The 26,389-nt window shown below is 39.3% G+C and carries 27 protein-coding genes and 2 pseudogenes; 14 read left to right on the top strand and 15 right to left on the bottom strand.

The genetic code is table 11. The features are described 5' to 3' along the window. The 4 genes and pseudogenes from V7K79_RS16625 to V7K79_RS16610 form a co-directional block, all read left to right on the top strand. Positions 1-117: pseudogene (locus V7K79_RS16625) on the top strand (IS630 family transposase); the annotation flags it as partial. A 384-nt stretch (positions 118-501) separates the two neighbouring features. Then, positions 502-972: a hypothetical protein gene (locus tag V7K79_RS16620; RefSeq protein WP_335049110.1), complete on the top strand. Its 471-nt coding sequence runs from the start codon at positions 502-504 to the stop codon at positions 970-972. Between the two features lie 43 nt (positions 973-1,015). Continuing rightward, on the top strand, positions 1,016-1,702 hold the full coding sequence (locus V7K79_RS16615; protein WP_335049109.1) for a hypothetical protein: 687 nt from the start codon (positions 1,016-1,018) through the stop codon (positions 1,700-1,702). A gap of 207 nt (positions 1,703-1,909) precedes the next feature. After that, complete coding sequence (locus V7K79_RS16610) at positions 1,910-2,308, top strand: hypothetical protein (protein ID WP_335049108.1); 399 nt, start codon at positions 1,910-1,912, stop codon at positions 2,306-2,308. Between the two features lie 197 nt (positions 2,309-2,505). On the opposite strand, the gene V7K79_RS30025 is transcribed toward V7K79_RS16610, so the two are convergent. Together V7K79_RS30025 and V7K79_RS16605 are read right to left on the bottom strand one after the other, a co-directional pair. Next, positions 2,506-2,604: a type II toxin-antitoxin system Phd/YefM family antitoxin gene (locus V7K79_RS30025; protein ID WP_442938948.1), complete on the bottom strand. Its 99-nt coding sequence runs from the start codon at positions 2,602-2,604 to the stop codon at positions 2,506-2,508. Between the two features lie 225 nt (positions 2,605-2,829). After that, positions 2,830-3,231 carry a Fur family transcriptional regulator gene (locus V7K79_RS16605; protein WP_335049107.1) on the bottom strand — a complete coding sequence of 134 codons (402 nt, stop codon included), beginning with the start codon at positions 3,229-3,231 and terminating at the stop codon, positions 2,830-2,832. Positions 3,232-3,375: 144 nt separating this feature from the next. On the opposite strand from V7K79_RS16605, the gene purS reads away from it, so the two are divergent. From purS to V7K79_RS16585, 4 genes are all read left to right on the top strand, one after another. Continuing rightward, positions 3,376-3,654 carry a phosphoribosylformylglycinamidine synthase subunit PurS gene (gene purS, locus V7K79_RS16600; protein ID WP_292747447.1) on the top strand — a complete coding sequence of 93 codons (279 nt, stop codon included), beginning with the start codon at positions 3,376-3,378 and terminating at the stop codon, positions 3,652-3,654. 125 nt (positions 3,655-3,779) lie between these two features. Beyond that, positions 3,780-4,454, top strand: coding sequence for a phosphoribosylformylglycinamidine synthase subunit PurQ (gene purQ, locus V7K79_RS16595; protein ID WP_335049106.1), 675 nt, complete (start codon positions 3,780-3,782; stop codon positions 4,452-4,454). 553 nt (positions 4,455-5,007) lie between these two features. After that, positions 5,008-5,532, top strand: a complete 525-nt coding sequence (locus V7K79_RS16590) for a DUF937 domain-containing protein (RefSeq protein ID WP_335049105.1) — start codon at positions 5,008-5,010, stop codon at positions 5,530-5,532. A gap of 113 nt (positions 5,533-5,645) precedes the next feature. Beyond that, on the top strand, positions 5,646-6,200 hold the full coding sequence (locus tag V7K79_RS16585) for a pyridoxamine 5'-phosphate oxidase family protein (protein ID WP_335049104.1): 555 nt from the start codon (positions 5,646-5,648) through the stop codon (positions 6,198-6,200). Between the two features lie 61 nt (positions 6,201-6,261). On the opposite strand, the gene cls is transcribed toward V7K79_RS16585, so the two are convergent. Both cls and V7K79_RS16575 read right to left on the bottom strand, forming a co-directional pair. Further along, positions 6,262-7,704: a cardiolipin synthase gene (cls, locus tag V7K79_RS16580; RefSeq protein WP_335049103.1), complete on the bottom strand. Its 1,443-nt coding sequence runs from the start codon at positions 7,702-7,704 to the stop codon at positions 6,262-6,264. Between the two features lies 1 nt (position 7,705). Next, the gene (locus V7K79_RS16575; RefSeq protein WP_335049102.1) at positions 7,706-8,617 is read right to left on the bottom strand and encodes an endonuclease/exonuclease/phosphatase family protein; all 912 of its coding nucleotides are present in this window, start codon (positions 8,615-8,617) and stop codon (positions 7,706-7,708) included. A gap of 81 nt (positions 8,618-8,698) precedes the next feature. Here V7K79_RS16575 and V7K79_RS16570 point away from each other — a divergent pair. Beyond that, positions 8,699-8,863: pseudogene (locus V7K79_RS16570) on the top strand (late competence development ComFB family protein); the annotation flags it as partial. A 128-nt stretch (positions 8,864-8,991) separates the two neighbouring features. Here V7K79_RS16570 and V7K79_RS16565 read toward each other — a convergent pair. The 3 genes from V7K79_RS16565 to V7K79_RS16555 form a co-directional block, all read right to left on the bottom strand. Continuing rightward, a complete protein-coding gene (locus V7K79_RS16565; RefSeq protein ID WP_335049101.1) occupies positions 8,992-9,174 on the bottom strand; it encodes a hypothetical protein in 183 nt (60 codons plus the stop codon). A 127-nt stretch (positions 9,175-9,301) separates the two neighbouring features. After that, a complete protein-coding gene (locus V7K79_RS16560) occupies positions 9,302-9,958 on the bottom strand; it encodes a glutathione S-transferase family protein (protein ID WP_335049100.1) in 657 nt (218 codons plus the stop codon). Between the two features lie 4 nt (positions 9,959-9,962). Beyond that, a complete protein-coding gene (locus tag V7K79_RS16555) occupies positions 9,963-10,247 on the bottom strand; it encodes a hypothetical protein (protein WP_335049099.1) in 285 nt (94 codons plus the stop codon). A 177-nt stretch (positions 10,248-10,424) separates the two neighbouring features. On the opposite strand from V7K79_RS16555, the gene V7K79_RS16550 reads away from it, so the two are divergent. Next, positions 10,425-11,318, top strand: coding sequence for a LysR family transcriptional regulator (locus V7K79_RS16550; protein WP_335049098.1), 894 nt, complete (start codon positions 10,425-10,427; stop codon positions 11,316-11,318). Between the two features lie 11 nt (positions 11,319-11,329). Here V7K79_RS16550 and V7K79_RS16545 read toward each other — a convergent pair whose 3' ends face one another. From V7K79_RS16545 to V7K79_RS16525, 5 genes are all read right to left on the bottom strand, one after another. Continuing rightward, positions 11,330-11,971 carry a transaldolase family protein gene (locus V7K79_RS16545; RefSeq protein WP_335049097.1) on the bottom strand — a complete coding sequence of 214 codons (642 nt, stop codon included), beginning with the start codon at positions 11,969-11,971 and terminating at the stop codon, positions 11,330-11,332. A 123-nt stretch (positions 11,972-12,094) separates the two neighbouring features. Beyond that, positions 12,095-13,036, bottom strand: coding sequence for a ribokinase (rbsK, locus tag V7K79_RS16540; RefSeq protein ID WP_335049096.1), 942 nt, complete (start codon positions 13,034-13,036; stop codon positions 12,095-12,097). Positions 13,037-13,115: 79 nt separating this feature from the next. After that, positions 13,116-13,517 carry a type II toxin-antitoxin system tRNA(fMet)-specific endonuclease VapC gene (gene vapC / locus V7K79_RS16535; protein ID WP_335049095.1) on the bottom strand — a complete coding sequence of 134 codons (402 nt, stop codon included), beginning with the start codon at positions 13,515-13,517 and terminating at the stop codon, positions 13,116-13,118. Further along, positions 13,518-13,745 (bottom strand): antitoxin, encoded by a 228-nt coding sequence (locus tag V7K79_RS16530; RefSeq protein WP_335049094.1) that lies wholly within the window; start codon positions 13,743-13,745, stop codon positions 13,518-13,520. 405 nt (positions 13,746-14,150) lie between these two features. Continuing rightward, positions 14,151-15,320 carry a cysteine desulfurase family protein gene (locus V7K79_RS16525; protein ID WP_335049093.1) on the bottom strand — a complete coding sequence of 390 codons (1,170 nt, stop codon included), beginning with the start codon at positions 15,318-15,320 and terminating at the stop codon, positions 14,151-14,153. 217 nt (positions 15,321-15,537) lie between these two features. Here V7K79_RS16525 and V7K79_RS16520 point away from each other — a divergent pair, with 217 nt between their 5' ends. Next, positions 15,538-17,043 carry a phospholipase D-like domain-containing protein gene (locus V7K79_RS16520; protein WP_442938947.1) on the top strand — a complete coding sequence of 502 codons (1,506 nt, stop codon included), beginning with the start codon at positions 15,538-15,540 and terminating at the stop codon, positions 17,041-17,043. A 208-nt stretch (positions 17,044-17,251) separates the two neighbouring features. On the opposite strand, the gene V7K79_RS16515 is transcribed toward V7K79_RS16520, so the two are convergent. The 3 genes from V7K79_RS16515 to V7K79_RS16505 all read right to left on the bottom strand — a co-directional run bounded on the left by V7K79_RS16515 (position 17,252) and on the right by V7K79_RS16505 (position 22,985). Further along, positions 17,252-18,337 carry a glycosyltransferase family 4 protein gene (locus tag V7K79_RS16515; protein WP_335049111.1) on the bottom strand — a complete coding sequence of 362 codons (1,086 nt, stop codon included), beginning with the start codon at positions 18,335-18,337 and terminating at the stop codon, positions 17,252-17,254. Positions 18,338-19,040: 703 nt separating this feature from the next. Beyond that, positions 19,041-21,716, bottom strand: a complete 2,676-nt coding sequence (locus V7K79_RS16510) for a TonB-dependent siderophore receptor (protein ID WP_335049092.1) — start codon at positions 21,714-21,716, stop codon at positions 19,041-19,043. A 273-nt stretch (positions 21,717-21,989) separates the two neighbouring features. Then, on the bottom strand, positions 21,990-22,985 hold the full coding sequence (locus V7K79_RS16505) for a helix-turn-helix transcriptional regulator (RefSeq protein ID WP_335049091.1): 996 nt from the start codon (positions 22,983-22,985) through the stop codon (positions 21,990-21,992). Positions 22,986-23,009: 24 nt separating this feature from the next. Here V7K79_RS16505 and V7K79_RS16500 point away from each other — a divergent pair, with 24 nt between their 5' ends. The 3 genes from V7K79_RS16500 to V7K79_RS16490 all read left to right on the top strand — a co-directional run bounded on the left by V7K79_RS16500 (position 23,010) and on the right by V7K79_RS16490 (position 26,362). After that, entirely contained in the window at positions 23,010-23,246 is a 237-nt protein-coding gene (locus V7K79_RS16500; RefSeq protein ID WP_335049090.1) for a hypothetical protein, read from the top strand. 106 nt (positions 23,247-23,352) lie between these two features. Beyond that, the gene (locus V7K79_RS16495; protein WP_442938949.1) at positions 23,353-24,099 is read left to right on the top strand and encodes an ABC transporter permease; all 747 of its coding nucleotides are present in this window, start codon (positions 23,353-23,355) and stop codon (positions 24,097-24,099) included. A 424-nt stretch (positions 24,100-24,523) separates the two neighbouring features. Then, positions 24,524-26,362 carry a bifunctional serine/threonine-protein kinase/formylglycine-generating enzyme family protein gene (locus V7K79_RS16490; RefSeq protein ID WP_335049088.1) on the top strand — a complete coding sequence of 613 codons (1,839 nt, stop codon included), beginning with the start codon at positions 24,524-24,526 and terminating at the stop codon, positions 26,360-26,362. Positions 26,363-26,389: the final 27 nt, after the last annotated feature.

The following is a 26,389-nucleotide window of genomic DNA, read 5'->3' as shown; positions in this document are numbered from 1 at the left end:
AGATTATTCGAGTCAGTGTCACAGCTAGAAGAGCTATTAAATAAATTGCTAAATGAAGGAGGTCTTGTTATTAAATGGGAGCGTAAGATTAAAAATAAAGGTAATGCTGTTTATTAAATTTAGCTGCGTAGCAGCTTAGCGGCTTTAGGGTAGTGTACTCTGGGTAATAATTAATTCCAATAACTTGAGCAGCCCATTCCGATGCCATTTTTCTTACCTGACTAACCATTAGAACATTTCGTTGAACTGTAGGCAAAATCTGTCTACAGCTTTAATACCTAATTCACAGTATTCTTTAGTTTTTACGGAAAATAACTAGAAAAGCGTGCAATCAGCTATATTAATTTACGCAACAAAAAGTATAATAAAGAGCGTTTTATTCTGTAAATTATTCTTTATAGACAGAAAAAATTAAAACTGAACATCAAATATTTGCTGTAATAATCTCACTTAAATTATGTTTATACTAGTCGTAGTAAGTTAAGTTTGGTATAAAAACCTATGAAGACAAAGCCTGACAATACTATCATCGTTTTTCTCTTGGCATTTCGAGACTTAAAAACTACCCTTGGAGAACAACATAAACAGACCTTAAAGGAAGTTGCAAAGCAATTAGAAACTCAACCTAAAGCTTGGGAAGTCCATATTAAAGAACGTTTATTAGAAATAATTGCTGCTAATTCAGAATTAAGTCAGTCTTATCAATTTTATCAGTCTCAATTGGATAATCTAGAAGAAATTCCTCAGAATTTACTTCCAAGTGAAGCTGAAATTAGTAAGCTCGTTTCTCGTGAAAAGGCTTTAATAACTAGAGGTTTTAAACCCAAAGATGAAGCTACAGGCTACGAAAGCCAACTTAATAATGTTGTAGTTATTGTTGGTAGTTCTGAAAAACCAGAAGAAACAGTTAAACAAGCCACATTTTTAGAAAAATGGAAACAACTTTTATCTCAATCCAATCCATCAAATTAGTTTTTCCATTGTAATGAGCGATTTAATCTATCCTACACTCGATTTGTTTTTATATGCTTTAAAAAGTTCTTTAAACACAACTGATGCAGAAACAGAAAAAAACCAAGCTGCTTTTTTAGCTCAATTACCCTCTGACACTAAGTTCCACGATCCTGACATTGAAACCGAGTATTTAGAGATTACCCATCCTGCTCAAATTAACTTTATTTCCCAGAATAAAACTTTAGAAGGATATTATTATCCTGTAAGATTAAATGACACTTATGGCTTACAACTTGATTGTTCTATTAATAATCAGACTGAAACTCAACCAGCTAAGTCTTTTGCAATCTTAAAAACTGAAATCGAACAAAAACTAAATAAAGAACTGGCAACAATTGGAAAAACTTGGTTGTTTTCTGGTTGGCTACCAGAAAACTCGTCTCAAAAGCCTGAAGATATTGCCAAAGATTGCTATTATGCTTTATTTCAAGATACTTATTGGCAACCAGAACAAGGTAATTTTTTAGACGGAAAAGTTTTTGAAATATGGCGTTCAGAAAATAAAAACTACAGCATAAAAAAAGCAAACAATGCTCTAAATAGTCCCGAACATCATGTAATTATTGCTATTTATACTAATCGAGAGAGCGCAGAACAAGCTGCGGAATTTTATAAAGATTGGATGGGATTATTTTGTTACCGAAATAAGATTACGTGGGCTTATTGGCAAAGTCGTTTAGTCAAATAATCTCTACTTAATCATTATAAACAGATTGAATCAAATAGAAAAATTACCAATCAAAGTAATTCTAGGCAAGAAAAGCAGAATATTACCACCTCTCGCAAAATTTTAAATAATATTGATAACATTCTCCAGCAATATACAATCGACTTACTCAACCTCTCTTTTCAGAAAAACATTATTGAAATTAATTTATCTAATTATCAACTTCGCTTGGCTTTAATTAAAGAAAAAGCAGGTCAAAATAATCAGTTAGATTTTTTAGAAAAATTTAGCGGCATAGCCAACAAAAAATACTTACCACAAATTACCAAAGATATCGAAAATATGCAGCTTGGCTTGCAGCTTTTAGAAGATACAATTAACGCTACTCGCAGTCGCATAGAAGTGGAAAAATCTGAACGAGAGCATAACTTCCAAGAGCTTGTAGCTGTTGCGGGTGCTAGTATAGCAACTATATCTTTGGTAAGAGAGCCTGCAAAAGATTGTAATAAAGATATTTTTTTTAAGCAAGTTCGCTTCTTTTGCGACTACCCTTTCAGTTCCAGTTTCATAGTGGGAATCATTGTTGGTTTTGTGGTTTGGTGGCTGAGAAAACGATGGCGATCGTGAGAAGATTGACTGTAATCGTGCTTAATCATCAGTTTAAGTGCTATTTGAGCTGATTCATTAGGCATTACAGTTGTACTGGACTTTGGACTAAAGGGCTAGAGAAAAGCAATCAGCAGTGATACTGACTGCCGTAATGACTCACCCTTAATCACAAGAAAATCATGAAATTGTTTCACACTTGCTAATCGTTCTTCTTTTTATAGCGGAGGAACTAAACGAGCGACAGCTTTATCTTGTTCTAGCAAAATTACTTCTTCTCCCCTAGCTACTTGTTCCAGAAGAGATTTTAAATTCATAGCTGCTTCTTCAACGTTAATTCTCAACACCCTATAATTTCTGTAGTTAAGCTTGAAGAACAAAGAAAATTTTCTGCTCACACCATTTCTATCTGAAAATTTATATCATTAACCTGTCTCACAAAGCTACACTGCAAAAAGCCGATTTGCTTCTAGGTTCTGCTAGCCATAGGCTTTAGTTTGCAGGAGAATAAAGTGCAACACCATATAAGATTTATATGACTATTAACTAATCTCAGTAGTTTGATTCACTTGACATTGACTGCATAACCCAAAAAACTCTAAGGTGTGGTAAAAAACTTTAAATTTATGGCTTGATTCTAACTGGTTTTCTAAGTCATGAACTGGGCATTGATTAATCTGAATTGAGACACCACATTGCAAACAGGTAAGGTGGTGTTTATCTTGCTGTGCTAGGCTATAGAGGGCTTCACCATTAGCCAAATTTCGCACTTGTACCATGCCTTCTAGTTTTAAAGCTTCTAGAGAACGGTAAACTGTTGCTAAACCCATGCTCTGATTTGTATTACGTAGTTCTACGTAAATATCTTGAGCAGAAATGCCTTTTTTTATACTTTTCAGGAGGTTGAAAATACGCTCTTGACTGCGGGTGCGTATGGCTCTCATAGACAATTATTTAGGTATGCCACTGTAGTTTGAAGCTGTTAGATGAGCTAATCGATCGATTAACTTTAACCGCCTCGTAATCTTATTTTCACTCAGTTGGAACAGAAAGTTATAGTATAGCGATCGCAGCATTCAGCAAAAGCCGTGCAAACCAAGTATCTAGCCAAAATTTTCGTGACCCTTCGTCCTTCAGTTTTAGACCCTGCTGGCGTGGCAGTACAATCCGGTCTCAAGCAACTGGGATACGATAACGTTGACCAGGTGCGGATTGGCAAGTACATTGAACTCACCATCACCTCAACTGAAGAGAAGAAAGCGCGTCAAGACCTTGATACCATTTGTGACCAAATGCTATCAAATCCCGTAATTGAAAATTACCGCTTTGAATTAATTGAGGTCGAAACTCAAACTGGGGTATTTTAGGGATTGGGGATTGGGGATTGGGGATTGGAGATTGGGCATTAGTTATTCTCTCTCCCCCTGCCTCCCCTGCTTCCCCTGCTCCGCCTGCTCCCCTGCCTCCCCACTCCCTACTCCCCTAACTAATCATGAAATTCGGTGTTGTTGTTTTCCCCGGTTCTAATTGCGATCGCGATGTTGCTTATGTAACCAGAGATTTACTCTTACAACCAACTCGCATGGTTTGGCATCAAGAAACAGATATTGCTGATTTGGATGTCGTGATTATTCCTGGTGGCTTTAGTTACGGGGATTATCTGCGCTGTGGTGCGATCGCACGTTTTTCACCCGTGATGCAGCAGGTTGTGGAACACGCCCAAAAGGGTAAGTTTGTCCTCGGTATTTGCAACGGCTTTCAGGTATTAACTGAAGCTGGACTTTTGCCAGGGGTGTTAACCAGAAATCGAGATTTGCATTTTATTTGCGATCGCATCCCCTTAAAAGTCGAGCGTACCAATCTCTTATGGACACAAGCTTATACCAGTAGTGAAGTCATCACTTTGCCTATTGCCCACGGAGAGGGGAGATTCTACGCTGACGCAGCTACTCTTGCAAAAATTGAAGATAACGGGCAAGTCATATTTCGCTATCAAGGGGAGAATCCCAACGGTTCACTGAACAACATTGCCGGGATTTGCAATCGTCAGGGCAATGTGTTGGGGATGATGCCGCACCCAGAAAGGGCATCAGACGCAATGCTGGGAGGTAGTGATGGCTTGAGGTTATTTCAAGGCTTACTAGAGAAAGTAGCGGCATTAGCGTAGAGCAAATATCGGGAAAATATGTTGAGCATTTTGCGATCGCTGTCTGAAAGATAGATGAACATTCATCTACAGACGGCGATTTATTTTTTACAAACGACGCATTAGTAAGGGTTTGGGATTAGCGATGCCTGCGGTTCTTGCTAGCCTACACATCTCAAACTGTAGTAAAAAAACATTAAGGTAAAATTATCTACCAATTTAATACCAATTTTAAAAAAGAATGCGACAAATAGACCATTTGTAGAGACGCGATTCATGAGCCAGCGCGTTGCGGGGGTTCCCCCCGTTGTAGCGACTGGCGTCGCGTCTTTACTCAAAGATGTGTTGCAATCATTAATTGAATTGGTATAAGTTAAATCGAGGAACAAAATTTGTGTTGGCTTTGCCCACCACAGGTATGGCTCGATCGGTTTCTCATACTTGAGTTAGTAACTGTTAAAATTTAGAGGTAGCGTGTTTTAATCTTTTTTAGTAGACTTACAAAAGTCCGCGTACACAAAAAACTTCAAGCCAGTTTTGGCAAGTTTTTGAGAATAAACAGAGAAACAAACTTATGGGACTTTTCGATCAAATTCTTGGTGCAGTCGCTAATCCCAATCAACAGGGGAGTTTAGGTCAAATAGGAAATATTGTTAATACTGTACAGCAGTTGAGCGATCGCACAGGCGCAGACCCTTCTACTATCCAATCTGTTTTGTCTGTTGTGGGTGGTCAAGTACGTTCTGCTTTACAAGATAAACAAGCCACAGATGGTAATGAAGCCACACAAAATTTAGTCAATCAATATGCTGGTACTTCTCCCAACCCTCAAGCCGTCAATTCGTTGTTTTCTCCTCAGATTCAACAGCAAGTAGCTGAAGTTGCTGCCCAGCGCACTGGGTTAGATGCTGGTATCGTTCAACAATTGCTGCCTTTGGCAGTACCTTTGGTGCTAAACTTTTTGCAATCAGGCGCTAATGCTCAAAATCCCCAAGCTGGCGGAAATTCTGTACTAAATTCCTTCTTGGATGCTGATGGTGATGGTGATGTCGATATTGCTGATGCGATCCAAATGGCTAGTCGATACATGAGACGGTAATACTTTTTCCTATTTCTTTTCTGATAAACCAAACATTAGTAACTATACCTTGCTAGATTTTTAGCTAAGACATAGGCTGAAAACATAAATTGTAAATAGAAATCAGACAGTCTATGTCTAAATTTTTTGAATCTATTACTGAGGAACTACAAGACTTTATTGCTGCCCAACACCTATTCTTTGTTGGCTCTGCACCTTTGAATGCTACGGGTCATGTTAACCTGTCTCCTAAAGGTCAGGACTGCTTTCGCATTCTCTCTCCCAACCGAGTAGGTTATGTAGACCTCACAGGTAGTGGTAACGAAACATCTGCCCATTTGCAAGAAAATGGGCGGATAACCTTCATGTTTTGTGCTTTTCAAGAACCCGCGTGTATCTTGCGTCTTTACGGTCAAGGAACCACGATTTTACCGAGTTCTCCAGAGTGGGACTCCCTGTACTCTCTATTTTCGCCCATACCTGGAGCTCGTCAAATTATCGTCGCTGATATTGAAAAAATCCAGACCTCCTGTGGTTTTGGCGTACCACTCTATGAATATCAAGGTCAGCGCCAGACTCTAGTAAACTGGGCTAGTAAAAAAGGCGAAGAGGGAGTTCGAGAATTTCAACAGCAGAGAAATCTTGTCAGCATTGACGGTTTAGCAACACCACTGAGTAAATTACCCTAACTTTACCTGATGGATTATTCTATTCATCTATATATTTAGATGTAGGGGCAATTATTAGTGATTAAAGTAAAGGAGTCAGTAATCGAGAGACTCTTACAGCTAATTTGAACCAAAAAGGTTTTTTATCGTACTCATTAAGATCGACAGCAACACAGACAGCTAAATCATCCTCTAACATTTTTTTCACACTTTGGACAAACTGAGGCTCAGTAACAAAACCCATAACTTCAAAGTTGAGGGAAAAAGAGCGATTATCTAAATTAACAGTTCCTACCCCTGCTAAATTCTCATCAACAACTATAATTTTCTGGTGCATAAACCCATTTTTGTAACGATACAACTTGATACCGATTCTTTCCATTTCGGTGTAGTAAGAGAAAGAACATAAATAAACAAATAAATGATCAGGTCGATTTGGTAAGAGAATTCGCACATCTACACCTCGCATTGCTGCCAATTTTAAGGCTGACAATGTTGCCTCATCTGGTACAAAGTATGGACTAGCAATCCAGAGGTGAGTTTGAGCTTGATTAATTAGTTCGACGAAAAAAAGCTTACAAGCTGGTAGCGAATCTGCGGGGCCTGTAGGAAATATGAATACAGTTTGATTGATTTCCTGATTAATTTTTACCTGCCAGTTAAGTTCGATAAGTTTTCGAGTTGCCCAATACCAATCTCGCACAAAAGAGTTTTGTAGGCTTTGTACACTTGGCCCTTCAAGAATGATATGGGTGTCGCGCCAGGGACTCAAGTGAGGGTTTTTTCCTAAATATTCATCACCAATATTCAGTCCACCTACAAATGCGATTTCTCCATCTACTACCAAAATTTTCCGATGATTGCGAAAATTAAATTGGAACCGATTACCCTGACCTTTAGTAGTGTTAAATGCACTCACTGTAATTCCATGCTGTTGTAGAGACTGGATATAAGGACGAGATAATTTCTTTGAACCAATTTCATCGTAGAGAAAATAGATGCTTATTCCTTGCTTGGCTTTAGCAATCAACGCTTCTTTAAACTTATTACCTAATTGGTCATCGTTAACAGTATAAAATTGAAACAAAATATAATTTTTCGCCGATGCAATCTTTTTCAGCATTGCTTCAAAGGTTTGCTGACCATTAATCAGTAATTCGGCAGCATTGCCTGATGTGAAAGAAATTTCTGTAAAAGCCTCCGCTAATGGTTGCAATGGGGCTAGATTATCTGGTGGTGCAACCTGAAATTTAATCAGTTCACTATAAATCGGCTGAATAAGCTTGTAGTGTTCTGCATAGACTGAACGCAGTGTTTCAGCATATCCATGAAATTTAGTTCTTCCTAAAATCCAATACAACGGAATCGCTAGCCAGGGAAAGGTAATAAGAGAAATGCTCCAGGCAATTGCCCCTTGGGAAGAACGCACATTCATCACTGCATGGGCTGCATGTGCAACTCCCACGACATGAACAACAACTGTAGCTGTGCTAAAAATAGCTAGAACACCAGCATTCACAAGCATCTTAATTTTTTTGAGTATTGGTATAAGTAAATTCTGCCAGCAATGGCTTATGATCGGATGAACAAATTTGGTCTAGCACTTTAGCACTGGCTTTTTTCACACTGATATCTCGATAAAAGATATGATCTAAAGGAGGTGATAACAGGAAGCGTTTAATTTTCTCCTTCTCATCAGGTGCGAAAATTACAGGTTTTAATCTTAATTGAGTTATTGCTTGATTGAGGATAATTGCTCTTTTTCGACTCCAAGTATTAAAATCTCCTGAAAATATTAGTGGCCCCTGATGTGTAGATAAAACTTGTTCTAATTCATTTAGCTGGATTTTAAATTTATTTAAATCTACAAAATTTATTAAGTGAGTATTGACTGTCAGGAGAGTTGTATTTTGTTCAGATAGCAGATACTCAGTAATTAAAGAAATTTTAGGAGTTTTAACAATTGGTTCATAATTTTTAGTAATTATTACTTTTTTGTTAATTGGGTTAATTGTCGAAGCTGTAAAAATTCCTGAATAAGTTTGATGATGAATATCTACAAAATTAGGAGCAAAACTCCAATTCATTTGCAACCATTTTGCCCATTCTTTTGCCTCTAACTTTAAAGAAAATTCTTGTAAAAATATGAAGTTTGGTTGATAAGTCTCAATCATTTTTGAAAAATCTTTTAGCCAAGTCTTATTATAGTTTTGTTTAGCAATATTCCAACTGAGAACTTTAATTGATTTACTATTAATTTCTGTTTGCAGTGAATTAGTTTTATCAATTGTGAGTTCTTGTAACCGAATAAATCTATAACTAGGAATAAATTTTGTCAAGAGAGTGTTTACGTGTTCTTGAATATTAGGCATTACTAATATTAAAATAAATTTATTCTTTTCTAACGCTATTAAACAGCCGTTAGAGAAGAATAACACGTTTGTAAAGTTAGAAGCTAATAGTCCTAAAAATTAGATACCCTGACAGTAAAACTTACAGATATGAAGATAATCAACGTTATGAGTATCGAAAAAATTGTAGAACAAGCTCTCCAGGATGGTTATTTGACACCAGCAATGAAAGCAGAAGTCGGTAGAATCTGTGATAATGCCTCGGAACTCCCAATTGAAGAGTATATGGGGCTGGATCGGCTGATGGGTGCGCTATCGACTGGTGAGGTCTTGGGGGATGATAATATTGGTGGTTCATCCCTAACTCCCTGCCCACGGCGACCAGGCCCAACTCCAGGAAGTTTTGATTCAGCAGAATTACCGATTGTGGCGGCGATAGTGAGGAGCGCTATTCCTTGACACTAGGATGCAAGAGCCAAGGGAGAGGATAGGAGGGATCGCGAAAGACTCAGCACGCCTGAGTCGTAGGGCAACGCAGTAGCCAATAACCGCGTTGACGATTTGGTGCGATCGCGGATATTGTGAAAATTTGAGAAGCTAGAAAATGTTTGCCCTACTATAATATCTGACCATCTAAACGACATAATTTTAGTTTATTCATCAAATTCGGCTTTAAAATAAATCAATTCTATAATTGCAGGAATATCTTTTTTATTTGCATCTCGAATTAAAATATTTTTATCCTTCATCTTCTGGCTATTTGCTATTTCACTACAACTCATATTGAGGAATAATTTCTGTCTCATTTTTTGCTGCATTTATCCACTCTTGCATTGCCGGAAGTGCCAAAACTGACTCCAGATAACTTCTAGAAACAGTATCTAACTGCACATCATAGGTGATAAACCGCAGGACAACTGGAGCAAAAAACGCATCAGCAATCGTGAAATTGCCAAACAAAAAACTGCCACCAGCCCCAAACTTCTGACGCGATTCTTGCCAGATAGTGATAATGCGGTCAATGTCTGCTTGTACAACTGATGTTAAACCTTTACCAGGATATTTAGTACGGCAGTTCATCGGCATATTCTGACGCAAGTTTTGAAATCCTGAATGCATTTCCGCACTGATAGAACGCGCTAATGCTCTCGCAGCCTTATCCTCTGGCCACCATTGCAGATTCGGAAATGTTTCCGCTAGATATTCACAAATAGCGAGAGAATCCCACACTGTTTGCGCATCGTGCAATAACACAGGTACTTTTCCTGATGACGAATATTGCCGAATTTTTGATGAATAACCTGGGTTGTTATAGAGAGGAATCCGAATCTCATTGAATTCTAAATCGAATTGCTTCATCGCTAACCAAGGACGAAGCGACCAAGATGAATAATTTTTGTTGCCGATTACCAAAGTAAGTTGTGTCATATTTTTAATGCCGATAAAGTTGTTCAATCCACATAGACACATCAGTTTCGGAACCTGAAGAGAAAGATTTTCCGGTTACAGGGTCGTAAGCTTGCCAATAGATATTACCGTGGCGGTCAACCTTTTGCCAAACTTGTAATTCATGAGGATCTGCTAGGATTTTTTTGACAAAATTTTCCCAAATAATATACAGAGATTTCCAAAAGTTGGAGTGGATTTTTTTCTGAAATGACAGACTACAATTTATTTCTATATCTTCTGTTAATAGACACCTAATGTGATTATTCATAAAACTATTCCTGAAAGTTGCTAAGTAAATAAAACAGTAACAACATCTCAGTTAGGAATCAAATCATGGCTTGCATAGGTTCTATAAATGGAATTTATAGATATGAAAAATCATTAATACAACCTTTTTGCCACAATAAAGTCAGGATATGTATGCCCTTGTTCTGATCAATTGCCTATGAAACTCTCCCAACTTCGAGCCATAGTTGCAGTAGCAGATTGTGGTAACTTTAGTGAGGCAGCCTTAGAATTGCAGCTTTCCCAACCTGCAATTAGTCATGCCATTGCCACCCTAGAAGAAGAATTGGGTGTGCCATTATTTGCCAGAGGTCGTCATGGTGCTGTGCTGACACCTGCTGGAGAGCGTATTTTGTATCATGCGCGTCAAGCAATGCAGCATCTAAAAATGATGCAACACGAAGCAAACCTGCATAAAGGTTTACACGGCGGTCATGTGCGAATTGCGGCTTTTCGGAGCGTCGCTACTCATCTATTACCAAAGGCAATCGCTCAATTTCACAATCAATTTCCAGAAATTGCTGTCACAATTATAGAGTGTGCTGCTTTCACAGATGTAGAACAGTGTTTGCATGATGGACGTGCCGATATTGGTATTACCTGTCTGCCAACTGGTGAAGAATTTGAAACCTGGGAAATTTTTCGGGATGAGTATGTAGCTTTGCTACCACCAGATACCAAAATTAGCAGTCCAAAAATTACTTGGGAAGATATCGCAGCCTATCCGCCGGTTTTGCTTCCTTGTACGCCTTGTGGACGCATTCTTCACAACCACCTAAAGACTTTCGCAATTCCAATCAATACTGCTAGCGACATTCAAGAAGATTCCACAGTCGTTAGCATGGTGAATCAAGGACTGAGAGCAGCTATTATGCCTCGTTTAGCAGCTGTACCAATTCCCCCAAAGGTACAGGTATACAGTTTACCCGCACCACTCGAAAGAGTAATTGCAACGGCAATTTTATCTAATGCTCTACAAGTGCCTGCGGTATTCACCTTTTTAGAGATGTTGAGTAAATTTGATTTTTATAGTTTAGCTAAATTCACTTATTGAAGACATACGAATTACGAATTAGTTAAACCGATGCCTGCTTTAGCGAATTCTTCAACAGTTTTTTGTGAGAATTCATGAGTTGCGATCGCCTGCAACATTGCCAGTGGTAAAGTTAAATGATCCGCCCCAGCTTGCAACGATGCGGCTGCTTCTTCTGGAGATTTGATACTAGCTGCCAAGATTTCCGTATCACTACCTTTGAGTACACTAGCCATATCCCTTACTAAGGCAATACCATCACCTAATAATCGGGTAGCTCGATTTACATAAGCTATGGCAATTTTAGCTCCTGCTTCTCGTGCTACTGCTGCCTGGGCTGCACTATAAATCGCTGTCACTGAACAAGTAATTTCTGGTGATAGACTTGCCACCACTTCAAACCCTAACGGTGTTGCAGGAATCTTCAAAATTGTTTGCGAACCAATAATCTCGAAAGCTTTTCTACCTTCAGCTAGCATCCCAGCTTTATCGGATGCCATAAGTTGATAGTATAACGGGCCTTTTGTCAAAGCGACCAATTTTTTGAGCGTGGTTTCTGGTGGAGTATTGCTTTGAGATAACAAGGTGGGATTTGTTGTAATACCTTTTACCCATCCCCAAACCTTAACAACTTCAGCTTCCGATGCGATCGCTGAGTCTAAATATAGTGCCATACTTAATTCCTCCTGCATTTCTCCTGCTACACACCATACATCATCCAGAAGCTTTGCACTGATATTTCTGCCTACCCTGATTGGATAAGGATTTTACCTGTTTATCTATACTTTTTTAAATACCTACCCTTGAAAACCACCATTCATTCCCCTTTCCTTAAGAAATGCATCAAATGTAAACCTATCCGGTAGCGAAGTTTGAGCGCCTGGTTTTGTCGCTGTCAAAGCACCTGCTGCTGCACCCCAAACAACTGCTTGATGTAAGGAAAGTCCTTCAAAAAGTGCTGCTGCTAAACCACCATTGAAAGCATCGCCTGCGGCTACTGTGTCAACTGTATGAACTGAAAACGCGGGTACAAAAAACTTTTCTTCAGCAGTAGCACAAAAAACACCCCTAGCACCTAGTTTGACGATCGCACATTTCACACCCCGTTGCAATAAAATCGCAGCTGCTTTGGCTGCTTGTTCCTCCCCATCCACAGGAAAGCCAACCAACTGTGCTGCTTCAACTTCATTTGGTGTAATAATATCTACCAATGAATACAATTCATCTGGTAAATTAGATTGTGCGGGTGCGGGGTCAAAAATCACTTTTATGTTTCTATGTCGTGCCACTTGAGCAGCAGCAACCACGGCAGTAATAGGAATTTCTAGTTGTAAAAGTAGTGCTGTAGCTGCTGGTAAAAAGTGGGATAATCGCTCTACATCTTCTTGATTGACGCGCCCATTTGCACCAGGAATGATAACAATTTGATTTTCACCAGTCTGACTCACAGTAATGATGGCGATTCCAGAACTAACAGTTTTATCTACAAAAATGTTATCAGTCTGTACACCAGATGCTTGCAAATTGTTAACAAGTTCCTTACCAAAATCGTCTGCACCTACACGCCCTACAATCTGGGTAGGAATGCCCAATTTTGCTAATGCTACAGCTTGATTGGCTCCTTTTCCTCCCGAAATTTTAAAAAATTCTTCTCCTAGCAACGTTTCTCCTGCAATTGGCAATCGGGGTGTTGTTGCTACCAAATCTATATTTATGCTGCCGAAGACGATAATACTCATAATGCCGATTTTAAAGTTATTTTGATTGATATTACAGGATGCCAGTAATGCAATATCATCACATCTCGCATATTGACAACTAATCAACCCAGTTTTCTAATAGGAGCGTAGGAATACGAGAAAACTCTCGTACATTATTGGTGACTAGGGTAACTCCTAAACTCAGCGCATGAGAAGCAATAAGTATATCCATTGCACCAATAATAAGTCCTCTACTTTCGAGATCACTTCTGATGCTGCCGTAAATTGTTGCAGATGATTGATTGAATTCGACAATTTCTAGAGGTAGCATAAATTGCATCAGGGCGATGCGGTTTTTCTCTTGCTGTTGGCTTTTGGCAACTCCGTATTCGAGTTCAGCAACGGTGATGGAGGAGATACCAACATCAGATATGCTAAGGGTTTGAAATTTATCCAGTACTTTTTGGGGTTTTTGCTTTATCAGGTAAATGCAGATGTTCGTATCAAGCAGGTATCGCATTTAAAAACTTTCTCTAGTATCAATAACTGGCTGATCTCTGGTAGTCATGAAGTCATCGGAAAAATTGTCTAGACTCTCTATTAGGGATTGCCAGGGGTTATCTTTAGCAATCAGGACAATGGCGTTACCAATTTTTTTGATGTAAACTTCAGTACCAGTAAGTTGAAATTCTTCGGGCAAAATAACGATTTGGTGAGTGCCATTAGTGGTGAGTTTGGCAGTGTTCATGATATTTTTCTTAAATTAGCTAGTATTTCGTAATCTAGTTGTAGATTAAGTCTCGCTTATTTTCTATTTTAATTTCTTCCCTAAGCCCTGAATAAGTTTCATTATTTTTTCCATCTACACTGACAATGAAGAATTCCTGGACTTTACACGGTTTAAATTTTAGTACAGTTGCCAATAATTTAACGCTTAACTAAAGATAAATCTGGTGTCAGCCTCTGCAAAACTTGTTTCAATAATCTAGATTAGAGAAATCTCTAATTAGTATTGGAGAGGTTGTGCAAGACCAATATAATCTAAATATCAAATCAGATAATCTATATACAAATATTATTTACCCATAGCTTCACATGAGTAAGAGTTATTAGATTTATCGCTCTAGCTGGATCTAAATTTTAGTATGAGCGATCAACGCTTAACTAAAGATAAATCCGGTGTCAGCCTCTGCAAAATTTGCTTCAATACTATCACCGTCCAATCTATATCCGCTTGCGTCGTATCACGCCCCAATGTGATGCGAATTCCCCCCAAAGCAGCTTTTTCGGAATAGCCCATTGCTAACAATATCGGGCTAGGGCTAAGTTTACCACTATGACAAGCAGCACCAGCACTGATACCAATACCAGCAAGGTTTAATTGCCGCACCAAGGCTTTACCGCTAAGTTTTTTGCCATCGGCCTTTTCTAAACACATACTGATATGGTGAGGTAAACGATCGCAAGCATCCCCTGTAGGGATTAAACCAGGAATCTCAACTAATTGGGCAAAGGCGCGATCGCGTAATTCAATCAACCGTGGTGTTTCTGTAGCTAATTCTTGCGCTGCTAATTCTGCTGCTACACCAAATCCGGCAATTACGGGTACTGCTTGCGTACCAGAACGCAGTCCCATTTCTTGTCCACCACCACCTAGTAAAGGCATCAATTCCACACCAGGACGCACGTACAACGCCCCTGCACCTTGCGGCCCATATATTTTATGACTGGAAAGGCTAAGTAAGTCTACAGGTAGTTGTTGCACATCTATGGGTAAGCGTCCTGCAACTTGCACTGCATCTGTGTGGAACAGAGCACCATGCGATCGCACAATTTTACCCAGTTCTGCGATCGGTTGCACAGTCCCAACTTCACTTTGACCGTAAATTATAGAAACTAAGGCTGTATTATGTCGCAACGCCGCCTTTAAATCCGAAGGATTAACTCTGCCTTTAATATCTACAGACAAACGCGTAACTTCCCAACCCCACATTTCTAACAACTTTACTGTCTCAGAAATTGCGGAATGTTCAACGCTGGAAATAATTAGATGTTGCGGAACAGCATACAACCGAACCACACCCATAATTGCTAGATTATCTGCCTCAGTGCCGCCAGAAGTAAAAACGATCGATTCAGGAGTGGCGGCATTAATTAAACCAGCAACTTGGACTCTGGCTTGTTCTACAACCGTTGCCGCCCGTTGTCCCCACTCATGTAAGCTGGAAGGATTGCCCCACTGTTGAGTGAGAATTGTTTGCATAACTGCGATCGCTTCTTTTCGAGTCGGAGTAGTGGCACTGTAATCTAAATAAATTTGCATATAACCGATAATAGTGAGAACACACGTTAGTGATAAATTGTCGATCTTGTCAGCATATACAGTTTTAGTGGACAAATCCTGAAAAAATCTTTGTAATTCTACATCTAATAGTGGATTTTTCCCTTCACTTAGAAACTTATTTCTCTACTTAATTCAGAATACAAAATTTTGGGAATGATAAATATATCTACTTCCAATTCACTTTTAACAGATTACAGTGCAACTTCTCTATAAACAAAGATATTTTTTATCTATCTTTTTACTGATATTTTCCCTCACAGGTTGTCAACGAGTCCAGTCTTATAATCAGCGTCCAGCACCCTTACCACAAGACCCGTTAATTCAAGTTTATTTTAACCATTCTGAGTCTTCAGAATACCAAGAAGCTTATCGTCAGCAAACTCGTCTGGGGGATGATTTAGAAAAACAGATTGTCGATGCTATTACGCAAGCTAAATTTACAGTAGATGTGGCGGTGCAAGAATTACGTTTGCCCAGAGTTGCCCAAGCATTGGTTGATAGACAAAAAGCTGGGGTAAAAGTCAGGATAATTTTAGAAAATACCTATAGCCGACCTTGGAGTAGCTTAACATCTGCTGAAGTAGGTAAGTTAGATAAAAGAGAACAAGAACGCTACAATGAATTTCGCCAATTTATCGATATTAACCAAGATAATCAACTTAGTCCAGCCGAAATTAATCAAAGAGATGCTTTGATAATTTTGCAGAATGCCAAAATTCCCTGGCTAGACGATCGAGCAGATGGTTCGGCGGGTAGCAGCTTGATGCATCATAAATTTGTAATTGTGGATAATCGCCTTGTAATTATCACTTCAGCTAATTTTACATTAAGTGATACTTCTGGTGATTTTACAAATTCTGATAGTTTAGGCAATGCCAATAATTTATTGCAGATTGACAGCCCAGAATTAGCATCTTTATTTACAGAAGAGTTTAACATTATGTGGGGAGATGGGCCAGGAGGTCAACCAGATAGTCGATTTGGTTTAAAAAAACCGTTGCGTTTACCTAAACAAATAACTTTAGGTAATACCAAAATTACTGTACAATTTTCGCCTACTTCTCCAACTCAACCTTGGAATAACAGTAGTAATGGTTTAATTGGTAAAACTTTAGATTCAGCAAATAAGTCTATTGATATGGCATTATTTGTTTTTTCTGAACAGCGTCTTGCCAATATTTTAGAAAAGCGCCATCAACAAAGTGTGCAAATTCGCGCTTTAATTGAACCACAATTCGCCTATCGTCCTTATAGCGAAGCCTTAGATATGATGGGGGTTGCTCTAAGTAACAAATGTAAATATGAAATTGACAATCATCCTTGGTTAAATCCAATTACTACCGTAGGTGTACCTGTGTTACCCAAAGGTGATTTATTACATCATAAATTTAGTGTTATTGATAGCCAAACAGTAATTACAGGTTCTCATAATTGGTCAGATGCTGCCAATAATGGTAACGACGAGACACTTGTGGTGATTGAAAATCCGATAATTGCTGCCCATTATGTGCGAGAATTTGCTCGTCTTTATGCCAAAGTAAAACCAGGCTTACCACCAGCAATTCAAGAAAAAATTAAATTAGAACAAACACGGTGTACTAAAATAAAAACTTCTTCATCAACTGAGTTACAAACAATTCCAAAAATAACTAATAAACACCGTAAGTTGAAAAGAATTAGCAACTCTTCCTGGCGCGGCTAAAAAATTAACACAGTAAATAATTATTATTCGTCAACAGCAAAAATTTATATCTTTACAAAAATTAAAACGAGTTTCAAGAGTTAGTGCTAGAACTGTACAAAAATGTGATGATCTCCTAGCTTGGTAGGGTAGCACATCTGTGCTACCCTACTACAATAATCAGTGTTCTACTCAATTAAAAAGATGTAATATTACACAAATACGATATTTAAATGCGATCGCTAGCTAAATCAACTAAACTGCGAAAATGCCCATTCTGAGAAAATCGTTCTGTTATGATTTGTTGATAAACTGTCTCATAACCATCAGTCATGTGTTCAACGCTAAAAAGGTTTTCGACATACTGACGACAAGCATAGCGGTCTAACTCTGTGACGCGATCAATAGCACTAATGCACTCTTGAATATTATTGCAGAGAAAACCCGTCTTGCCTTGAGAAATTACCTCCTCAGTAGACCCTAATTTCATCGCAATCACTGGCGTACCTGAAGCCATAGACTCTACCATCACCAATCCAAAAGGTTCTCGCCAAGTAATCGGAAATAGAGTTGCTACTGCACCACCCATCAAAGCATTTTTTTGAGCGTGGTTGGCTTCACCAAGATACTCAATTTGCTCTCCGTCAATGTGCGGTTTAATTTCTTTTTCAAAGTATTCAACATCAACGACATCTATCTTACCTGCCATTTTTAAATGCCAACCAGTTTCTTTGGCAATTTCTATGGCTAAGTGCGCTCCTTTCTCTGGAGATATCCGACCTAAAAACGCTAAGTAAGGAGGATCTTCTGGTTGCAAGTGAAACTCATAACTGCTGACATCAATCCCGTTGTAAACCGTGGCTATACAGTTCAGCCCTAACCTTGGTTCTCTTTGGGCATTGGAAATATTCACGTAGGGTTGTTTCTTACCAAAATTAAACATCTTTTCGTTGTCAGGTGTAAAAATACCGTGCAACGTGTGAACCGTAGGAGTTGTTACCAGATTCGCGTAAGCCAGTGCCCCATGACCAATATGGGAGTGAATAATATCAAACTCCTCTGCACGTTCATATACCGAAGCTACATTTAGCATCTCGTAAATGCTGTAATCTTTAATAGTAGGATCGAGTCTGAGGGCGCGGGGATGAACTGATGTTAATGTTCCTAAACTAATAGAATCTCCCGATGCAAATAAAGTTACTTCGTGTCCGCGTCGAACTAATTCATCGGTCAGTAACCCCACTACTAACTCTATGCCACCATAAGCTGGAGGTGGAACTCTTTCCCACAGTGGAGCTATTTGAGCAATTCGCATCATAAACCTCCTAAAAAACAAAAATTGAATTAGAAGTTTTTGATTTCTGTTGTTTTAGTGCTTGTAATTGATTCACTGTGACATCAGAAAGCCACTTCAGATAGCAAACTTAATTAACAGTTTCTTTTAAATATTATGCTTTTACTTCTAGATTTTAAGTCTATCTTAGTACGGAAATTACCCACTACTAAAGAGGTAAATACATTCTAATTTATTAATTTTTTGTGGTTTGGTGAAATTTTAAATATAGATTATTTTATAAGTATAAGTTTTCGGGAATCGTCAAAATCTAACTTAAATGGTGAGAATGGGCGAAAAAGCTCTACTATCGCCTGTCAATTATCTGATTTTCAAATGTTGATTAAAGAATGAGTAGTGTAGACACTCTTTAGGCGGTTTTCCGTACTTTAAAGGATAACCTGTAGCCGCCCAACGCAGTGGCTCCGATTTTTAGGAGAGAGATCAAGAAGAGAGGTTTTTCAGATACCGGAAAAAGTCAGAACAATTAACTAGTATACAGTGACGAAAGTTTACCTACTTTTAACCAGTTGATTAAGCAACTTGTCTGGTTAATTGAAATGCCAGCTGGATTTACGCCATGCTGTACTATTTCTGGGGCTTTAGGGACTTCCAGAGAATAAATTAAGATAGTTAAAACTGTGTAGGGGTAAGTTATTCAGGCGATTGCCCAAAGGAGAGCTAGTTAAAACTCCCAACTGATGGAACCGATGATTGTAAAGGGCGCACCTGTTTTAACCCTTGCTCTTGTTCCATTGCTGTCAACGAAATATTCTGTATCAAATAGATTACGGATATTGATAGCAGCCTTTAAAGCATCTCTACGGTAGTAAATCGCCGCATCAGTACGTAAGTAATCGGGGATTTCAAATTCGTTTGCTAAATCTCCCGCCCGCGTATCCACATAAAACAGCCCCAAACCAAATCCCAAACCTTTGAAATCGCCATTTTGGAATTCATAGGTTGTCCAAAGGCTAGCTTGATTCTTTGGCACATCCTCTAATCTATTGCCAACAGTAGGAGGGTCAGAGTTATCCTCAGTGACTTCTGCATTGGTATAAGCATAGGAAGCGATCGCCTTCCACCCTGGTAAAATCTCACCTGTGATATCCAACTCAATCCCCTGACTTCTTACCTCTCCTATCTGAATGAAGTAATTAGGGTCATCGTTATTGGGATCGTCTGTTGTAATATTCGTCTTGGTGATTTGATAAACTGCCAACGTTGTCGAAAGTCTGTTTTCTAGAAAGTCAGCTTTAATACCTGCTTCATATTGGGTTCCTTTGGTTGGCTCGAACTGGCTACCATCACCGTTCAATCCTGAGTTAGGGTTAAAAGATTGACTATAACTGGTGTAGAGAGAAACAGATTTGCTGGGCTGATACACCAACCCGATTCGGGGGCTGAACGCATTATCATTCTGTTCTGGTTGGTCTATGCCATTGTTTTGGGAAATCCAATCAAAACGCCCGCCAATCAGTAACTTCAGGTTATCTTGAAAGCTAATCTGATCCTGAAGGTAGAAACCATAAGATTGAATAGTCCCATAGCTAGTAGAAGTATCAAGAGTAGTAATTGGAATATTGTAGTTTGGGTTGAAGACATCTAGAGCAGGCACGGAGAGATAAGTAGGATTAAAAATTGTCACATTGCGGTTGACATCAAAGCCGAATACTAGTTGGTGTGGAATCGAGCCTGTATTAAACTTACCAACCAAGTCGATCTGTCCAAAATAGTTGTCTACCATGTAGTTACGTCTGGCAGCATATTGCTCTAAGAAACGATCATCCACTAGATCCGTTCCTACCGTATACTCCTCGATAGCGTTAAAAGCAGTTATAGAAAAATTATTACGGAGCTGCCAGTTATCGCTAAATTTGTGGTTTAGCGTATAGCCATATTTTTGAGTGGTATAATGTTGCCCATCGAGAGGATAACTTAAGTAACGACTTCGAGGCAGCTTGATGGTATTATCGCTGAAAAAAGTATTGAAACTCTCAGGAATACCATTGAATTTAGTAGATTCATAATATAGATTTAGGTCTGTCCTATTTCCCAATTTCCAAGTGATTGAGGGTGCGATCGTAGTCAAATGTGAGGTGACAAAATCTTGAAACCCGTTTGAACTTTCATAGCTGGCGTTTAAGCGATAGAGCAGGGTTTTATCGTCATTCAATGGGCCGGAAAAATCAATACTGGACTCATATAAGTCACGGTTTCCTGCCTGAAATTCAAGATTGTAATAGGGTTCACTGAGGGGTTGTTTAGTGATAACATTGATGATTCCCCCGGGTTCTACTGCTCCAAACAAAACCGAGGCAGGCCCTTTCAAAACTTCCACTCGCTCGATCGATGCAGTTGATGTCAGACCAAAGCTACCTACATCTCGATAGCCATTTCGGAAATTTCCTGCTTGTTCAAATCCTCTGATAGTATAGCTGCCTCCAGGTGCGTTAAATACAGTATCTGCACTGGTAACGCCACTAACTGTTTCCACAGCCTCAGTCAGAGTTCTCACGTTGCGATCTTCTAGCACCTGTCGCGGCACAACCTGAATCGATTGGGGAATATCGCGTAAAGGGGTGTCTGTCCTCGTTGCAGTCGTCGCATCCTGCACGCGATACCCATCTTGCTCACCCGTTACCACCAACTCAATCGGCTCATCTTCCTGTGTTGTTGGCTTTTGTTGCGGGGTTTCACTCGTTGGCTTCTGTGAAGCTTGGGGTTGCTGCGGTGGCTGCATCGCCGTTGCAGCAGTTGTTATCCCAAAAACCAGCCCTGTATTATCATCAAATAACTCAACCGTAGGCATAGCTGCAACACCTACCACTGTGACTCGGACAGTGTTTGCATCAATATTCGTAACTGTTATTTCTGTAATTCCCGCAAGCGGTTTTTCCGAACGAAATGTAAAAGCCTCGCCCGATGCTAAACGCAACTGCCCACCAGATACATCAGCAATAAAATTATTACCTGTACTGCGATTTCTTATTTGTAGTTGGGTTCCAAGAGGAGTCTGTAAAATTATCTCCACACCTTTATCAGTGGAATTTGCTTTAACTCCGGTAATTTGTATTATTTCTGATATGGGTGTTATTTGTGGTGTAGGCGACTGTACTAACAACAATTGGGCATTAGTAATCGGAGGTTCGACTTCACTTAGTTGTCGAATTCTAGGATAATTGCGATTGCCCTTCCCAGCTTTCAAAAGGGGAGTTAGGTTGCTCAAAGCAGCGGAATTTACATTACTTTCTGATTTCACCTGTGCCGATCCAGGCATCATCACTAAAGCACTCAAACATCCTGATAAACTCAGTGCCAGCCACAGATGAAAACCACTATATAACCACGAATTTTTCATCACAACTCCTCAAACACCACTCGCTGAACCCTAACTTTATTAACACTATTTGCAACGAGCATCTCAAAAAGCAGAGATTGATCGTTCAACTCCTTGACTGACTAAAACCTTAATTCCCTTTAACAGGCAATTAAACCACTCAGCTTTTATTGAATGTGCACACAAGCCCAGGATTTTAAATAAAAGCTGGTTTATTGCAAATTATTTTTATTCTTTAATGAGAGTGAGTATAAACAAAAGTTGCCTGTTGAGTCTATGGCAAAAACGGCATCGTCAGTCCAAAACGGACTTTTTACTGGATAAGCATTCACTCGGCATGATACCGAATCTCCGTTTAAAAGCAGACGCAAAGCGTCCTTGCTCACAATAACCGACTTGGTGGGCAACCTCGGCAATGGTTATATTTCCCTGACGTAATAACTGTTCTGCCCACTCCATGCGCTTGTCTGTCAGGTAGCGAAATACTGTTGTGCCAAAGAGTTCTTGAAATCCGCGTCGCAGAGTGCGATCGCTAATTCCTACTTGTTGCGCTAATTCCACTAATAAGGGTGGGTTTTCTAAATGCGAGTGCAAAATTTCTCTAGCATGATGGATTCTGGCAATGGTTTGTGACTTTAATCTCGGTGATGGTTGCAATCCCTCCTGATGTGCCAAAATCGGAGTTAGTTGCAATGTCATCAATTCCAAAACTTTAGCTTGCAAATACATCCGCTTGGTTATACCGTGGTAAGGACAATTAATGATTTGCTGTACGACACCTTGTATAATTGGTGTAGTTTCCGGGTAAATTAAAGTTTGCCAATCATCACCCTTTGCTAGTAGACGCAACTGGGGCAATATTTCTCCATCTGCTGTTGGGAAAAAGGTTTTTAATACATCAGAGGACATGTGAATATCCACACCCACACGCCGCGTTTTAGGAATTTTAAGGGACATTTGGCGTTGGATACCACTACCAGAGATACAAGTGTATCCTTCTCCAACTTTTCCTCCATATTCATCTATGACGCTACCTGAAAGCAAAACGCCAAATTGCAAGGGGTGTTCGCATTCGGTACATCCTATAATCACATCATTATGATATTGATAGTCCATAATCGCCAGCGAAATTTCAGGATGTACTTCAATACAGCGAGAACCACCTTTGCCTAATTGCTTAGGCATTTCATAAGTAAATTCAAAGGGTTCTAACATAGCATCACATACAACACTTTGGGCAACCTCATCCCACAGTTCCTCTTCTTCCTGCGCTGTCATAGTAATGGTCATAACTGGCGATTGATAGTAAAATTAATGCTAGTAATTAGCAATAATCTTACAGGAACTAGAGCAAGATGCGATGAGAGTTGGATATTTACCACATTTGAGCAATTTAAGACTTCAAAGAGCGGCCAGGAGCGATCGCTAACGTTAGATAAAGTAATTCTCACAGATTATCCGAACAATTCAGGAGCGATGTCTAGGACGGGCTACGCCTACGCGCAAAAGGATAGATTTTTTATTAGTCAAAATTTTGACTTATTACATTAAATATGATATATTGTGTTGCTAACAAAAAAAACCAAATATAAATGTGAATACCTCTTCATCTCTTAAAAAACCGCGTGTCTCATGGCAGGCGGTTTTCTCACTGTTGATGTTTGTGTTCATGTACCTGCCTATACTGGTACTTGGCTTTTATAGCTTCAATCAGTCGCCCTACAGTGCAACTTGGCAAGGATTTACTCTCGATTGGTATCGCAAGTTGTTCAGTGACGATCGCATCTTATCAGCTTTGCAAAACAGTATGATAGTTGCTAGTTGTGCCGTGGCAATTTCAGCAGTGCTGGGAACCTTGATGGCGGTTGGGCTGGCGCGTTACGAATTTCCTGGTAAGAAATTGTATCGTGGTATTGCTTACCTACCATTGATTATTCCCGATATTGCGATCGCAGTGGCTACCCTAGTATGTTTAGCAGCCTTTGCTATACCTTTGAGTTTGTGGACGATAGTTGCAGCCCATATCGTGTTTTGTCTGGCATACGTTGGACTTGTGGTTGCTTCCCGACTAACTAATTTAGATCCCCACTTAGAAGAAGCAGCACTAGATTTAGGTGCGACACCAACCCAAGCTTTCATCAAAGTATTGTTACCTCAATTAATGCCTGGGATTGTCGCTGGTTGTCTATTGGCTTTTGTTCTTAGCTTAGATGACTTTCTCATTGCCAGTTTTACTGCTGGTAGCGGTTCTAACACCCTACCGATGGAAATTTTTAGCCGGATTAGAACCGGAGTTAAACCTGATATTAATGCTCTGAGTGTGATGTTAATTTTAGTATCCGCGATCGTTGCACTTGTAGCTGAATTAATTCGCGCTTCTGGAGAGAATAAAACTTTTAAATAAAAGTCGCTATTTGCAATAAAAGTTAAAGGTAGATGATTTCGTTCTTCGTGAACTTTTTTAAATAGCGAACAACAGTTATATTAAAATTTCCGGTGCATTACGGCAAGCCTAACGCCCCAATCTTATGGCAATGTGCCATACTTTCTGCTAACACAACATTATCGTACAGATAAGTAATGCCAATTGTAAAAAAAATGTGATAAATACACCATTTGTAGAGACGCGATTCATCGCATATTAAGCCAAGTATATGTTGCAATCATTAATTTAATTGGTATAAATTTAATTTATTTATTCTTATGCCCTCGTGTGAAAGATAGTTTTAAACACATGAATAAACTTCCGTGTTCGCTTCTCTACATAACTGTTTTCAATTAGATAATATTGGGGCTAACTTTGGAGAAGATGCTATTTCCTCCTCATTATGCAAATCTGCCAAAATCTCAATTGCTCAAATCCATTCAACTCTGATAGCAATAGATTTTGCGTGAGTTGCGGACAAAGCAACTTTGGTAAACTTCTCAGAAACCGTTACCGCGTATTAAGACTCTTAGGTGAAGGTGGATTTAGTAGAACATATTCTACAGAAGATGTAGATAGACTAAACGCCCCTTGCGTCATCAAGCAATTTTTCCCGCAGTTTCAGGGAACAGGACAACGCACTAAAGCCGCAGAATTTTTCAAAGAAGAGGCTTTTCGGTTATATGAACTAGGAGAAAATCATACTCAAATTCCTAGATTACTAGCTTATTTTGAACAAGGTAGTAGCTTGTATCTCGTACAAGAATTTATTCAAGGAAAAACTCTTTTACAAGAAGTTCAGCAACAAATTTATGGCGAACAACAAATTTGGGAACTTTTAGCTGATTTATTGCCAGTTCTGAAATTTATTCATACTCATAACGTCATTCATCGGGATATCAAACCAGAAAATATCATCCGCCGTGCAAGTGATGAAAAACCTGTTTTAATTGACTTTGGCGGTGCTAAACAGGTGACACAAACCAGTATCGGAAGACAAGCTACGGTAATTTATACCCTTGGCTATGCCCCAACAGAACAGATGGCTGGATTTGCTTGTCACGGTAGTGATTTGTATGCTTTGGGCGTAACTTGTGTGCGTCTTTTAACTCAATGTTTGCCTTTGCAGGATGCTTCTGGACAAATTAATGACCCTATTTATGATGCTATGAGCGCTAAATGGTTGTGGCGCGAACGTTTACAAAAAAAAGGTATTACTATCAGCGACGAATTAGGAAAAATTTTAGATAAATTACTCAAACATTTACCGAATGAAAGGTATCAAACAGCAGTAGAAGTCATTAACGATTTGAAGTTTGCCATATCGAACATTGAACCTGTTGCCTTAAAAATTGTTTCAATGCCTCAACCTATATTACCGCCGCTACCACAAAAAATAATCGTACCATTACCTCCATTAGAAACCTTTGAATTTGACGTAGTGACAGTAGACACAGGTGGTAGAGAAGTAAACCGCATGAACTGTAATGCAAACTTCTTTGCTGAAGAATTAGGTAAGTCTGTCACATTAGAAATGGTATCTATTCCTGGTGATACTTACATGATGGGTTCACTAGAATTTGAAGGAGATGCTGACGAACGTCCTCGACATCAAGTTAGCGTTGAACCATTTTTTATGGGAAAATTTCCTGTAACTCAAGCACAGTGGAGAGTAGTAGCAGCTTTACCCAAAGTCAAACAAGCTTTAAATCCTCATCCATCGAAATTCAAAGGTCTAGATAGACCAGTGGAAAATGTATCTTGGTATGAGGCTGTAGAATTCTGTCTCAGGCTATCAGAAAAAACTGGACGCAACTATCGTTTGCCGAGTGAAGCGGAATGGGAATATGCTTGTCGGGCTGGAACTACAACCTCATTCCATTTTGGCGAAACTATTACTCCTGAGTTAGTCAGCTGCACTATCGAACCAAAAAGCAAATTCCGTAAAGAAACAACAAACGTCGGTAGTTTTGAAGTCGCTAACGCCTTTGGATTGTACGATATGCACGGGTTAGTTTGGGAATGGTGTGCTGATTCGTGGCATAACAATTACGACGACGCACCCTTAGATGGAACAGCTTGGGAAGTTGGCGGTGATATGAATCGCCGGGTGCTACGCGGTGGTTCTTGGAGTTTCAGTCCAGAACTGTGTCGTAGCGCCAGTCGTAGCTGGAATGAGTCACATGGTGGATTGAGGGTTTGTGGTTTTAGAGTAGTATTTTCTATACAGGAGATTATTTAAGTAATTAAATTACTAAATTGTAGAAAT

The sequence above is a fragment of the Nostoc sp. genome (assembly GCF_036917575.1).
In the GTDB taxonomy this organism is placed as follows: domain Bacteria; phylum Cyanobacteriota; class Cyanobacteriia; order Cyanobacteriales; family Nostocaceae; genus Nostoc.
This window is presented reverse-complemented; position numbering and strand designations above follow the sequence as displayed.